Origin of the sequence: Microbulbifer okhotskensis, assembly GCF_023895975.1 — a bacterium.
Lineage (GTDB): Bacteria > Pseudomonadota > Gammaproteobacteria > Pseudomonadales > Cellvibrionaceae > Microbulbifer > Microbulbifer okhotskensis.
Map to the genome: position 1 here is coordinate 1 of NZ_JALBWM010000110.1, position 13,204 is coordinate 13,204.

10 protein-coding genes and 1 pseudogene are annotated in these 13,204 nt (G+C 48.9%); 6 read left to right on the forward strand and 5 right to left on the reverse strand.

All coding sequences use genetic code 11. The features are described 5' to 3' along the window. Positions 1 to 75: 75 nt before the first annotated feature. A complete protein-coding gene (gene pcp / locus MO867_RS17655; protein WP_252471610.1) occupies positions 76 to 744 on the reverse strand; it encodes a pyroglutamyl-peptidase I in 669 nt (222 codons plus the stop codon). Between the two features lie 102 nt (positions 745 to 846). Then, positions 847 to 1,263 (reverse strand): ester cyclase, encoded by a 417-nt coding sequence (locus MO867_RS17660; RefSeq protein ID WP_252471612.1) that lies wholly within the window; start codon positions 1,261 to 1,263, stop codon positions 847 to 849. A gap of 603 nt (positions 1,264 to 1,866) precedes the next feature. Here MO867_RS17660 and MO867_RS17665 point away from each other — a divergent pair. The 4 genes and pseudogenes from MO867_RS17665 (at position 1,867) to MO867_RS17680 (ending at position 6,747) form a co-directional block, all read left to right on the forward strand. Beyond that, positions 1,867 to 3,210 (forward strand): efflux RND transporter periplasmic adaptor subunit, encoded by a 1,344-nt coding sequence (locus MO867_RS17665; RefSeq protein ID WP_252471614.1) that lies wholly within the window; start codon positions 1,867 to 1,869, stop codon positions 3,208 to 3,210. 53 nt (positions 3,211 to 3,263) lie between these two features. Beyond that, positions 3,264 to 5,502 (forward strand): annotated as a pseudogene (locus tag MO867_RS17670) (efflux RND transporter permease subunit). Next, positions 5,447 to 6,067 carry an efflux RND transporter permease subunit gene (locus MO867_RS17675; RefSeq protein ID WP_252471616.1) on the forward strand — a complete coding sequence of 207 codons (621 nt, stop codon included), beginning with the start codon at positions 5,447 to 5,449 and terminating at the stop codon, positions 6,065 to 6,067. The pseudogene MO867_RS17670 and the gene MO867_RS17675 overlap by 56 nt, the downstream one beginning before the upstream one ends. 233 nt (positions 6,068 to 6,300) lie before the next feature. After that, positions 6,301 to 6,747, forward strand: coding sequence for a GNAT family N-acetyltransferase (locus tag MO867_RS17680; protein ID WP_252471618.1), 447 nt, complete (start codon positions 6,301 to 6,303; stop codon positions 6,745 to 6,747). A 29-nt stretch (positions 6,748 to 6,776) separates the two neighbouring features. On the opposite strand, the gene MO867_RS17685 is transcribed toward MO867_RS17680, so the two are convergent. Beyond that, positions 6,777 to 7,676, reverse strand: coding sequence for a LysR family transcriptional regulator (locus MO867_RS17685; protein ID WP_252471620.1), 900 nt, complete (start codon positions 7,674 to 7,676; stop codon positions 6,777 to 6,779). 117 nt (positions 7,677 to 7,793) lie between these two features. On the opposite strand from MO867_RS17685, the gene MO867_RS17690 reads away from it, so the two are divergent. Both MO867_RS17690 and MO867_RS17695 read left to right on the forward strand, forming a co-directional pair. Continuing rightward, positions 7,794 to 8,735, forward strand: coding sequence for a peptidyl-alpha-hydroxyglycine alpha-amidating lyase family protein (locus MO867_RS17690; protein WP_252471622.1), 942 nt, complete (start codon positions 7,794 to 7,796; stop codon positions 8,733 to 8,735). Positions 8,736 to 8,767: 32 nt separating this feature from the next. Then, positions 8,768 to 9,124: a 5-carboxymethyl-2-hydroxymuconate Delta-isomerase gene (locus MO867_RS17695; protein ID WP_252471624.1), complete on the forward strand. Its 357-nt coding sequence runs from the start codon at positions 8,768 to 8,770 to the stop codon at positions 9,122 to 9,124. A gap of 1,034 nt (positions 9,125 to 10,158) precedes the next feature. On the opposite strand, the gene MO867_RS17700 is transcribed toward MO867_RS17695, so the two are convergent. Next, positions 10,159 to 10,614 (reverse strand): hypothetical protein, encoded by a 456-nt coding sequence (locus MO867_RS17700; RefSeq protein ID WP_252471626.1) that lies wholly within the window; start codon positions 10,612 to 10,614, stop codon positions 10,159 to 10,161. Between the two features lie 241 nt (positions 10,615 to 10,855). Further along, positions 10,856 to 11,929 (reverse strand): 3-deoxy-7-phosphoheptulonate synthase, encoded by a 1,074-nt coding sequence (locus MO867_RS17705; RefSeq protein ID WP_252471628.1) that lies wholly within the window; start codon positions 11,927 to 11,929, stop codon positions 10,856 to 10,858. Between the last annotated feature and the right edge of the window lie 1,275 nt (positions 11,930 to 13,204).

Sequence of the window (13,204 nt, forward strand, 5' to 3'; positions counted from 1 at the left end):
CTATTTTAGGTCTATTCTGTTCGTTTTTACACCGATTTATATGGGACAGCCCTGATTTCAGTGTCCAGGTTGCCTCTATATCTGGAGCCGGGATGGAATTGGCTCATTGATATCCTGAGGGTGTGTAAGCGCAGCTTCGATCGCGGCATGTACACCGAGAGCGGCGGTTTCTCTGGACATACTGGGGGTGCCAAGGTTTTCGGGTAGCGCTGCGATCTCGGGAAGTCGGGGGAGATGTATCCAGCCTGTTAGAATATCCAGTTGATTCACTGCCACATAGTGGAGCACACCATACATAAGATGATTGCAGCCAAAAGTGGCCGCATTATCTGAAATATCTGCGGGAACTCCCGCTGATCGCATAGCTTTGACCATGGCCCGAAGGGGGAGATTGCTGCGATAGGCTGCGGGGCCATCTTCCACAGTGGGTTCGCCTTGCAGTTCCATTCCCCGATTGTCCTTGAGACTGTAGCGAGTCGAATCATTGAAGTTTTGCGCAATACGCTCTACGGTAATCTCTGCACGACCACCATATTCGCCCATCATAATCACCAGTTGCGGCCTCATTTGTGCAATGGCATCGGTGACAGTATCGATACTTTCAAAGAAGTTGTTTTGTACTAAAAGTCCGCAGATATCTGAATTTAAAATTCGGGTCCCGTCCAGAACCCGCATAACGGCTTCAGCGGGATTTACCGGTGTGTTTTCAAAAGGGCCAAAACCGGTCAGTAGAACATTTGGCATTGTTATTTAGCCATTGTTAATAAGAAAAAATACTGGCGCCGCTTTTGATAACAGCGAACGGAGCCTATACAGTTTATCTGCGGTCTATCGTCAAATTTCCGCCTATTTTACCAGCCCCAGGCCCTCAAGGAATGAAAACTTATCCCAATCTACCCAGCTTTCTATCATTTTTCCATCTTTATAAAGATCTGTATGGACCCCGTTCCAAGTGCTGGTTTTTCCTGTGGCGTCATATTGCAAAAAATTCGAGGTCTGGGTGGCGGTTACTCTCCAGCGAGTACAGACGTAATCTCCCTCAGCGACTTGAAGCAGTATTTCCATATTGACATCGGCGAAACATTTGTGAAATTCAGTAACCAGATCCTGGCACTCTTTAACCGATATTGTTGATATGGAGTCGCTAGTATCAGGGATTTGATGATTTATATAGTTAGGTGAAAGATAATCTGTGGATTTTTGCGGAACATTGTCAGCCCATAATTCCAGGAGCGCCTTTGAGGTTTCTTTGTTACTGGTCATTCCCCCCCCGTTGTCAGTTGGGTCAGTATTTGTTAGCCCAAGCATAGACTAGGGTAGCGGCCGATTAGGGGAATCGGGTGTATTTCGGAGGGTGCGTTCAAATTTTCTGAAAGTTGCAGAGATACAGGTTGGATAAGTCGTGATATTGACTGGTGACGTGTCGCATACGGTCGTTTTGAGCTGAGGACCCAAGTTGTCTTGGCGTTGTGAGAGTTTTTTGCCTGTATATATTTTGTCGGTAATACCGAATTTTCATCAAATTAACTTGAGTGTTGTTTATATTTGAGCGGAGGCAGGGGTTAACGTCTCTTTATGCATTGAATGGTAGTGTGAACTCATTGGTATTGGCCGAATATCCAACTTGCTATTCTTCACTTTCCTATAAAAGTAGTTTCGATTTACAGTATTTCGCGCGCGGAAGTAGGTCCTGTGTGTGGCTGGTCATATCGTTTTCTTAACTATTTGTAAATTATCATTATATAGAAGCTATTTAGTTCAATTTATCCACGCCAGGCTCGAGACAGTGATTAGTTCAAAAAAGCAAGTACCTTCCCAATGCGATCGCCATTCAGGTTTAATTGTCCGCCTCCGAAAGAGGCATAAATGATGCTTAAGCGGCCGGCTCTGGTAAAACGGCGCTGGATACTACCGATATTGATGCTTATCGGTATTTCTATTGCAATCTTTCTGGTTTCTTTTCGACAACAACCACAGCGCGCTGAAACGAAAGTTGCCGTTATCCCTGTGCAGGTGATTGAGGTGCAGAAAACGCCATTACGTGCTCGGGTTATCGCATTTGGAGAGGTCCACCCGAGCACCTTTCTGGAGGCCAATGCAGAGGTGAGTGGAAAAGTGATCTACATCTCGCCCAACTTAAAACAAGGCAGTATGATCCCCGCTGGCACTCGGGTATTGAGCATCGATGATGCGGACTATCAACTAGCGGTGCCCCAGGCAGAGAGTGACTTGGCAGTGCATCGAGCCAATTTGCAAGAACTGGAAGTAGAAAAGACGAATAGTGGTCGCTCGCTGGAGATTGCCCAGCGTACACTTGAGCTTGGAGAGCGGGAGTTATCGCGCAAGAAAAAAATGGCAGTCAAGGGGAGTGTATCCCGCTCTACAGCTGATTCAGAAGAACGAAACGTATTGAGCCTGCGCCAGGATCTTCAAACACAGCAAAGTCAGCTTTCGCTGTTTCCCACTAAACGAAAAGTACTTGAAGCACAGATTAACCGCGCTGAAGCAATGGTTCGCGATAGCCAATATGATCTGCGGCGCACTCAGGTAAGCCTTCCCTACGATGTGCGAATCGGGCAGGTTCATATAGAGAAAGAGCAGTATGTTTCCCGTGGCGCACGGCTTTTTGACGCCAGTGGCGTGGATCAGGTGGAAATCTCTGCTGAGCTGCCAATGGTTCAAGCTGCGCCACTTTTTCGCAACCTGCAACTTCCCGAAGCTCGGACATTAAGCCCTGATGACTTGTCGGAAGCGCTCCTCGGTTTGGAGGCGCGGGTTACGCTGGTGGGAGGCCGGGGGAAGCGAGAGTGGCGAGGTAGGGTTGTGCGACTGGGGGAAACACTGGATCGGATTAGTCGAACGCTGCCCATAGTTATGGCTGTCGATGACCTCTATCGTCACACCGTATCTGAGGCAAAGCCGCCGTTATTTCTCGGCATGTACACGAGAGTGGAGTTGCTGGCTCCCTCATCGCCCGCTCTGGACGAGGGGAGGGTGTATCTGGTGCAAAATAATCAATTGCGGATTCGCCCCGTCGAAGTAGATTATCACCAGGATGACACCACCATCATTCGCTCGGGCCTGGAGTCTGGGGAAAAGGTGATTGTTACCGATGTGATACCGGCCTTGAATGGCATGCCCGTAGCGGTTTTTACGCTCGGGGAGGAATCGTCAAAATGGTTCGCAGCGGAGGGAGGGTTTGAACCGTGATTCGTTTTTTTGCTGCGCACCCTACCGCCGCCAACCTCTTAATGGTGGCGTTGATGCTCGCGGGCTTACTGATTCTGCCCACCATGAACCGGGAGACCATGCCGGAAATTGAGAAATTTGAGGTGCGAGTTTCGGTGCCCTACGCTGGCGCTGCGGCCACGGAAGTGGAGGACAGTATTTGCCTTCCCCTTGAAGAGGCAACCGACGGTGTCAGTTTTATCCAGGAGCGGCGCTGCGAAGCAAAGGACAATTTTGGCGTGATGACGCTCAAGATGCAGGAAACCGGTGATATGGACCAGTTTCTTGTCGATGTGGAATCAGCCGTGGACGGTATTGATTCCCTGTCAGAAGAAACTGAGCAGCCTGTGATTGAAGAGTTGGGCCGCACCCAATCAGTGGTCAGTGTCGCCATCAGTGCTGATTTGCCTCTGCCGCAACTGAATCAACTGGCGGAACACTACCGACGCGAGTTGTTGCGTGATCCAACAGTGCCGATGGTGCGAATCTCAGGACCAGTTGCAGGTGGAAATTTCTGACCACAGCTTGCGCCAATATGGTCTCAGTGTTGCGGATCTTGCGGCGATCATCGATCGGCAGGCGATTGATATGCCTGGTGGCAAGGTGACTACCCCTAATCGTGAATACCAGATTCGATTTACCGAAAAGCGGCGCACGGTTGGCGAGCTCGAACCATTGATTGTTATCAAAGGGCATGATGGGGCAGAAGTCAGGCTGGGAGATATTGCAAAGATTCGGGATAGCTTTGAAAAAGAAGAAGACAAAATTACCTTTGACGGACGCCGGACCGCGTTACTGAATATTCAGAAAAATACTGTGGACAATAGCCTGCGAGTATTGGAGGCGGTGCGAGCGTTTGTAGAAAAGGAAATGGTCCGCTTACCTGAGGGGATACAACTGATCCCGACCCAGGATAGTGCTTCAATCGTTTCCGATCGTTTGCAGATGATTATTACCAATGCGTGGCAGGGGCTTATCCTGGTTGCTTTAGTTCTCTATCTGTTTTTCAGCGGTCATTATGTCTTTTGGGTAGTGATGGGGTTGCCGGTGTCATTTCTCGGCGCTTTTGCCCTGATTACCATGATGGATGTGTCCATTAATATGATCAGCCTTGCGGGGCTTTTGATTGCTATTGGCATTTTGATGGACGATGCCATTGTATTGTTGGAGAGTATTGCGACTGAGTATCGCGATGGGCGTTTGCCACTACGGGCGGTGGTTATGAGAACCAAGCGTGTTGCTCGAGGTGTTATTTCTTCTTTTGTGACGACTGTGATGGTTTTTGGCAGTCTGGCGTTTATCAGGGGCGATATGGGCCAGGTGCTAAAGGTGCTACCCATTGTTCTGATTTCGGTGCTGCTGGTCAGTCTGATCGAAGCATTTCTGATTTTACCGGCGCACTTGCGTCATGCGCTTTCCCGTCGGGAAAAAGTGCCCACTTGGAAGCGCGAATTTGCCCGCCGCTTTGAGCGCTGGCGTGAAGAAGTGGGGCGCGCAGCTGATTGGGCAGTGGAATATCGCTACGCCTTTGTTGGTGGGGTATTGGGGCTGTTCTTTTTAACGGTCAGTTTATTACCGGCGGGGATTGTCAAATTTGAGGGCTTCCCAACGCTCGAAGGCAATTTACTGCAAGCCCTAATCCTGATGCCCCAGGGGACTTCTCTGGAGGAAATGGAGAAGCTGGTCGCTTACCAAAAGCACGCTTTAAACCGGGTTGCCATAAAGTTCTCAGAAAATGAAGTTGCCCCGCTGATTAACCACACCAGTGTTATCTATGGCGTGAATGCTGACGCGTTTGAGGGGGGTGCCCATGTGGCCACAATCAATGTGGATCTATTGGCCGCAGAGGTACGGCATACCGGTATCAACCAGTTGCGGGAAGCGTGGGGTCAGGCTGCTGGACAGGTGCCCGGTGCGATTGCAATTCTCTATAAGGAGCCGGTAGCAGGGCCTGCGGGTAGGCCCATTTATTTACGCTTGGCTGGTCTCGATATTAATCAGCTTAAAGCGATATCCATCCGCTTACAAAACTGGCTGCGCAGTTACGAGGGTGTTGTCAATGTGCTTGATGATTTGCGTCCCGGTAAGCCACAGCTGACCGTCAAGATGCGCGAGGGAGTCTACTCCACCGGTCTGGATGCCAGCTCAGTGGCAAGCCAATTGCGTGCGGCGTATCAGGGCATAGAAGTCGATGAAATTCAATTTCAGGGGGAGACTTATGGAAAAAGAGTACCCCGGATTGTGGGTCACTATGAAAGGGGAGATCGAGAATAGCTTGATCACCGGGCAGTCGATGGGAAGGGCATTACTGGTTGGGGCCATTGGTATATATTTGCTGCTGTCACTACAGTTCAGGAGCTATGCCGAGCCAGTGATCGTGATGACTGCCATTCCGCTGGCCTTTATTGGCGTGCTCGCAGGGCAGATGATTATGGGGAAGAATATGTCTATGCCCAGTATGATGGGGTTTGTTTCTTTGGCCGGGATTGTGGTGAACGATTCTATTTTGCTGGTGGAATTTGTAAAACGAAGAGTTCGGGAAGGGATGGATGTCCACCGTGCAGCTTGCCAGGCAAGCCGCGATCGCTTCAGGGCTATTTTCCTGACTTCCTTAACTACTGTAGTGGGGCTACTTCCCCTAATGTTTGAAACCAGTTTACAGGCTCAGATATGGATTCCACTAGTGACCAGTATTGTATTTGGTATTAGTAGTTCAACGGTTTTGATCCTGTTAGTGTTGCCTGCCATGTATGGGATACTTGCGGATTTCGGATTTACAGAACCTCTGGAGGAAAAGGGGGCCGAAGTTTCTTTGCCGCCTACCGTGACTGCGGTGTAAGTGATCGGGATGGCTACTCCAGGTTGAATGTGATTTTGTAACTGAGGCTACGGCTCCGTAGGTTATTCTTCAGTAATACTCGTATGGTGTATCGTCTATCTAAAGGCCGCACTCTATTTTTGGCGACAGTCACTGCTTGAGTCTTGAATGGTCCTTGTTGGTAACGTTATTTGACGAGATAATCAAATAACCGGCACCGAACGCACCTGTACCCGAAAGGATTCAGTATCAAGATGATTAGAAAATATAACAAAAATGATTATCGATGTTTGCTCGATATTTATTCTCGCTCAAAGCTGGATGAGCTGCGCTTTGAAAGTCGCAGTTTCGACTTGCTGCCGTTGGATGAGGACAAAAAACGTTTCGCCTCCCTGATGGAGTCCGATATTTATGTCTATGAAAAGAGTGAAGTGGTTGGCTACTGTGCTTTGTACGGCAATGAAATCCGGGCACTGTTTGTTCATCCGTCATCTCGCGGAGAGGGTATAGGATGTGCGCTACTGGAACACCTTTTAGCAAAGATCAGTGGGCCCGCTCTCTTGCATGTAGCAAAGACCAACGATCCGGTAAAAAATCTGTATCGAAAATATGGTTTTTTTGTGACTAGGGAATTTGAGGCAACCTATAGTGGGATTCCCGTACTCGCCAATGAGATGGTACGCCTGCCTAGGAGTGATTGAGCGCTGTAGAAATTATCGCAGAGCTATCTTTAACGACTATTGGTTCTTTGAAAGGCACTCTCCAGAAAATTCCAAAAAGCATCCAGTTTGGCGGAGGCCGCTCGCCGCTGTTGGTAAACCGCAAAGAGGGGCCTGCCGGATTGTTGCCAGTCGGGCAATACTTCAATCAAGCGCCCTGCAGCGATCTCCCCATCCACCAGATAATTATATAAACAAGCAATGCCCACGCCGGATAGGGCGGCCTGGTATAGCGCATAGTAATTATTGGCGGAAAGGTGTGCATTGGGGACGACGGTGACGGATTGCTGTCCCTGATGAAATGTCCAGGCGAGTGGATCGCGGCTGTTCTTGTAGCACAGAAGTCTGAACCCATTGAGCTGCTCTGGTGAGGAGGGTGAGTGGGTTTTTGCCAGATACTCCGGGGCGGCAACCAAGCACCGTTTGTGGTGGCCAATTTGGTCTGAATACAGGGTTGAATGGGGTGGAGTCGGTTGGGAGCGCAATGCCAAGTCAAACCCTTCAGAGGTCAGGTCCCGCAACTGATCATCCAGAATGAGCTCCAGACGGATTTCTGGAAACCGGGTAGTAAATTGCGGGAGTCTCGGTGCCAGCCAGAATTGGCCGAGCGCTGTCGGGGCGGTAATACGCAGTAAACCTGCAGGTTGCCCCTCTGTATTGCCAAGGCGTTCCTCTACTTCTCGCAGCTCACTGAGTAATCGCTCGGTGGTCACCCGGTAGTCATTTCCTGCGTCGGTAAGGCTTTGCGAACGGGTGGTGCGGTGAATCAGTCGTGTGCCCAGCTGTTGTTCTAGTTGCCGTATTGCTTTGCTTACGGCAGAGACGGTAGACCCCAGTTCCCGTGCCGCACGGGTGAATGAGCCCTGCTGTGCCACCGTATTGAACACGGTTATCAAGTGGAACCTGTCCAAAAAAACCCCCAATAGTTTCTTTTTGGGAAATAGTGAATGTCATTATTGCACTATTAACACATTATTGGGAAATAGTCACAATAGCCCGGCGGATTCATATGTTAAGAAGGACTTCTGATGAGAGTTAGTAAGCTGTTGTGCCTGTTGTTGTTTCCCTGTGTTGCTGCACTGGCGGATATTCCATCCGACAGTGCAGCATTTAATATTGAAAGCGGGGGGTTTGAATTGCCTGACACTTGGCAGTTCGGCGAGGTGGCAGGTGTATATCGTACAAAAAGCAAACATTTCATCGTGCTTCACCGAGGGGCGCATTCGTTGCTGGAGTTCGACAGCCAGCGCCGCTTTGTCAGGGAGATCGGTGCGGGGCTGTTTGAGAACCCCCATGGTTTGAGGGTGGATCAGCAGGGCAATATCTGGACGACCGATACTGCCACGCACCTGGTACTAAAGTTCACACCCAGCGGTGAAGTGGCAATGGTACTGGGGAAGCGAGGGGCTGCCAGTGCCGGCTGGTTTGATCGTGACTACAACTTGGTGTTGTTCAACCAACCCCAGGATGTTGCAGTGGATGCGGACGGTTATATTTATGTGGTGGATAAAGGCAATAGCCGGATTGTAAAGCTGGATGAGAATGGTCTTTTGGTAAAAATCTGGGGTAGCCAGGGCTCAGCACCAGGGGAGTTTAATTTCCCTCACTCAATTGTGATTGATTCCGAAGGGAAGCTGTATATTGCCGATCGGGAGAATCAGCGGGTCCAGGTCTTTGACAGTAACGGGGCTTATTTAAGCCAGTGGAAAGAGGTCGGTTACCCCTATGTACTGATGCTCGATGGCCAGACCTTGTGGATGACCGATGCACGGACCGAGGAAGTTAGACAATATGATCTCTTTGGCAATCTGCAATTGCGCTACCGGGGCGAGCCCGGTCGGGGCGCAAAGCAATTTGGTTTTGTTCATGGACTTTATGTAGATACTGATGGGCTTTGGGTTTCTCATATCCTGAACTGGAAAATTAGTCACCTGCAGCCGGTCAATGTACTGCCTGCACCGGCCATGTAGCACTTGTTTTCAGCGACTGTTAAGGAAAATTTATGCCACATTGTGTTATCCAGTGCCCATCGACTTTGTTGGAATCGATAGAGATTCCCAACTTGTTGAGTGCCATACATCGGGCTGCCGATCAGTCTAGTTTATTCGAACCAGATGATATCAAGGTGCGTTTGTTGCCTGTGCAGCATTACTTGGTAGGTCCCACTGCGGCGCCTTTTGTTCATGTCGAGTGCAGCCTTCTATCGGGGCGAACCACCCAGCAGCGGCAAACGCTGGCTCAGTTGTTAGCGAAAGCGCTCTGTGCAGCGGTGCCTGATGTGAAGATGCTGTCGGTGGAGGTTCGCGAGATAGTGCGAGCGGCTTACTGTAATCGTGCCTCGCTGGAGGCAGCAGTTTAACTGGGCTGGCAATGCTGGCTGCTATCGAAACAGGGGTATTTGGCAAAGTATCCCTGGTTTGCTATTAGCAGGAGTTTTAATGCATTTAGCCCAGAGTAATACTTCGGATAGTTTTAAGAGCTAGAGCAGATAGGAGTTACGGGCAGATACTGAAAAATCTGGCTTTCACATCAAATTTTATCCCGGCGGAAATATAGTTCCTCATGTTGCATATGTAATCAATCTGAGCCTGAAGCAGGGCGCCGGGCGATACGGAACTGTAAGATCACCGGATTAATAACACATTATCTACCTGTAAATGGAACAGATACAGCTCTGCCTATGAGAAACGCTTTAGTCGTTGGTCTCGTGGGGATTTCGTTCAGTTCAATAAAGAATTATTCATACGGAATTTTCCTTGCAGTGAGGAGCGCGTAGCAATCATAGATATAAAATTTATAGGCTAACAGTATTTTTGTTAAAGCTTGGGAACAGATAGATGAAGGCATTTCAATTTTCATCGGGAAGATCTGTGTTGCACGTCATGCCTATTTGAATTACGTCACCGGAAGTCCATAAATTGAAGAAATGTAAGGCATCGACAAAGACCTGATTTTGTCAAAATTTATTGCTGTGTTAATTGGTTGAATTACACCTAAAATCAAGCGTGTACTAGGTATGCGGTATCGATGTAGCAGGTTTTGGCTTGCGGCAAATTTCTGGGCCGATTGCTTATCTTGCGAGATCGGTTATTCAAGTTCAATCGCTTTGCTATTAATAAAAATCTGAGTATTGATGGGTGCTGAAGTTACGACTGTCGGCAGAGATATGCCAGCTTGACGGCAACGATGAGCATATTCCACTAATTTTTTTCTGGCTTATCGTTTTCAATGATCAAGTGTATTTCCACTAGATCTCCTTTGCCGAACACCCGCTCAGGACTGATGCCACCAAACTTAGCCCGCATCGGTTGGGCATGATGGTCAGAAAAGCAATGATGCTAAGCGCAACTGTTAGAGTGAAGGTGGCTAGTACCCTAGCGAATATGGGAAGCTTTAGTTCATCAGTGGAAGCGCTGCAAATAGCGCAAGCTTGTTTGCGTACAGCTGTGCATCCTCCTTATTGGAAAATGCTTGTGCCAGGATTGCTTTATTGATACTGCTATCGTGGAAGATTAGCGTTACCTGCCAGCTTGAAGGGTTCTTCTGGGTATCTTCAGGGTGGTGTGCATAGGAAGTGACCCTAACCCCCTTAAATACTGCCAAAGGTTGCGTCTCGGTCCAGCTATGCCAAAGGGCTCGTCTTTTCGATATATATCGTTTGGTGTCTCCATCGATAAAATGAGTTGTCTTAAAAGAAAAAGTGATTGCCGCTAGGAATGCACAGAAGGCGGTGGCAACCCATGAGAAGATAGAGCCTCCATCGAGAGCAAAACTAAGACTGACGAGAAGCCAGGTCAGAATAAATCCGCCAAATATATAAACCAGTACTTTGTTGGACTGCAGTTCCATATTTGCTGCTTTCCTACTTTCCTAAAGGTTCCAAGATCAGGTGCCAGACTCTGACTTCGATAGTTGAACCGCTTATTTATTATCTTGCTCTGTAGGGGAAAGATACGACAGCTGTATTTTGCGGCAGGGCAAAAATACTCTTTTTGTAGGGGCTTGATCAAGTGGTGAGTGCAAATTGGGAAGTACTGAAGTTTTAGGGGCAGATAAGAGGCCCTTGAAGAGCCTCTCAGATGCTTGGATGTTAGGTGTTGCGGACTTTCAGGGGGTCATGCAACTGCTCAGCCATTCCCAGCAGCAGGGACTCAGTAGTTTTCCAGTCGATGCACTTGTCAGTAACAGAAACACCGTACTTCATATCCTGGAGATTCGGCTGGAGTTTTTGGTTGCCGGCTTTGAGGTTGCTCTCCACCATAATACCAATAATCGACTCGTTGCCATCGAGAATTTGGTGGGTCACATTGTCTACCACCAAAGGCTGCAGCTCGTGATTCTTGTTGGAATTCGCATGGCTGCAATCCACCATAATATTTGGCACTATTTTGGACTTGCGAAGCTCCTGCTCGCACATGGCGACACTTACCGAATCATAATTTGGCTTGTCATTGCCACCGCGCAGTACCACATGACCGTAGGGATTGCCGGCTGTGTGAATAATCGCGACCTGGCCACGTTTATTGATACCGAGGAAACGGTGGGGATTGGCGACAGACTGCAGTGCGTTGATAGCCACTTCCAGGCCGCCGTCGGTACCATTTTTAAAGCCCACGGCACAAGAAAGGCCGCTGGCCATTTCCCGGTGGGTTTGTGATTCGGTGGTGCGCGCGCCGATGGCGGACCAGGAAATCAGGTCTTGCAAGTACTGGGGTGAAATCGGGTCTAGTGCTTCAGTAGCGGTGGGCAGTCCCAGCTCGGCGACATCCATAAGCAGTTTGCGGCCGATATGTAGCCCTTCCTCAATCTTGAAGGAATCGTTCAGATGAGGATCGTTGATCAAACCTTTCCAGCCTACTGTGGTACGCGGCTTTTCAAAATAGACACGCATTACAATCAGTAAGGTATCGGAGACCTGGTCTGCCAGTGCCTTGAGGCGCTTGGCGTAATCCATAGCGGCGTCCACATCGTGAACGGAGCAGGGTCCGATAACCACCATCAGGCGGTGATCTTTGTGATCGAGGATATCGCGCACTGCCGCGCGCCCATTGGCGACGGTTGTTTCGGCGGCTTTGCTGATCGGGAGTTCAGCTTTCAGCGTCTCAGGGCTGATCAGAACTTCCTGGGAGACAACATTTAAGTCATCGAACTGCTGTGTGGTCATGGTGTTTTCTGGCTTCTCTGTTCCTGGTGCCGCGCTACCCTTGCAGGCGGATGACTTATCCTACTGTGCCGCAAAGAGTAGGGCGAGGGTTTCATTTGCAACCAAATAATTGGCCCGCTTTTGGAGTATTCATTTGCATTTATCCTGTAACAGTTTGGCACTTTAGCAGAATTTGGGGGAGCTCGGGGTGGACAGTTTTAATGGGGGAAGGTGGCGGATGTGAACTCCACCTTCGTACACAGATACATCTGTCAGGCCTGGTGACTATAGGGCTCTCACGCTTATTGCTTTTGATAATATCCTGGTTGCATTGAAGAGGCTCTTATTGAAACCTCTATTGCAGCGTCGGGCCTACAGCAATGAGAGTTATAGATGCCGGAAAATCGCCAATTGGGGCTTCAACTGTGTGGAGTATGGACTTGGTGCCAATAAAGGAGGGGGTTGCGACAGAGCGAGAGTCCATACCGCTGCATGCTGATTCAGGTAAACGATTGTCGCAGTGCTGGACGGTACAGCAGAGTAAGCATCAAAACACGCTGCCCAGGGTAGGGCCGTCAGATTTTATACGATAGATCTCAGGGCGTGGGAGGTTGGCATCCGACGCTTTAGAGTTGAGCATCCTGACGGTGACTGGCACCGTCAAGGGTGAAGTGGGCGCCAGGGTTGGGCAGCTCCACCACAGAGCTTAGGGGAGGGTAAGGATCATCGTAGCCAGTAGTGCAGTTTGTGGCAGTTCTGTTTGAATTAAAGAGCAATTGTCGATAGTAAGCTGATGTGATTTCTCAAACATCAGGCAAATATTCTATTTTTTTGGTCGTAGTTATGGCTTTCCCTCCTTCGCTTTTACCTGAAAGCCTATCCAAATCGAGTCACAAATAGTCCCACCTTTATCGCCGGATGAAAAATTTATATATGTATATCCAGAGTCCAAGGAGAGACGTTTGGTCCAGGAGATCAATACGAAAAACAATCTAACGATATCTCTTCAAAAGATTGTGGAATGAAAAGAACAATATTGCGGGATCTCTATTTTATTTCGCCTTTTCATTTCAATGGTGTCGAATGTACGGATCAGTCAGGGAACGCTGCTGCAGTCAAAATACAATTTCCTGATGCCACTTAACTAATCGCTCGATCGATGGTCATAGATAGTTGTCTGTCAACTGAACCACGTTTCTATCTTGATACGTATTGTTATACCATTGTGTCAAAGATGGTAATCGCTAGATTGCCAACATAAGCGACACACGCTTACCCACTAGAAATTCCAGCGGG

Bases quoted from the DNA above. Each gene is read 5' to 3' on its own strand.
- MO867_RS17690 (WP_252471622.1), top strand. From the start codon at position 7,794: ATGAGAGTTAGTAAGCTGTTGTGCCTGTTGTTGTTTCCCTGTGTTGCT.
- MO867_RS17680 (WP_252471618.1), top strand. From the start codon at position 6,301: ATGATTAGAAAATATAACAAAAATGATTATCGATGTTTGCTCGATATT.
- MO867_RS17695 (WP_252471624.1), top strand. From the start codon at position 8,768: ATGCCACATTGTGTTATCCAGTGCCCATCGACTTTGTTGGAATCGATA.
- MO867_RS17665 (WP_252471614.1), top strand. From the start codon at position 1,867: ATGATGCTTAAGCGGCCGGCTCTGGTAAAACGGCGCTGGATACTACCG.
- MO867_RS17705 (WP_252471628.1), bottom strand. From the start codon at position 11,929: ATGACCACACAGCAGTTCGATGACTTAAATGTTGTCTCCCAGGAAGTT.
- MO867_RS17700 (WP_252471626.1), bottom strand. From the start codon at position 10,614: ATGGAACTGCAGTCCAACAAAGTACTGGTTTATATATTTGGCGGATTT.
- pcp (WP_252471610.1), bottom strand. From the start codon at position 744: ATGCCAAATGTTCTACTGACCGGTTTTGGCCCTTTTGAAAACACACCG.
- MO867_RS17675 (WP_252471616.1), top strand. From the start codon at position 5,447: ATGGAAAAAGAGTACCCCGGATTGTGGGTCACTATGAAAGGGGAGATC.
- MO867_RS17660 (WP_252471612.1), bottom strand. From the start codon at position 1,263: ATGACCAGTAACAAAGAAACCTCAAAGGCGCTCCTGGAATTATGGGCT.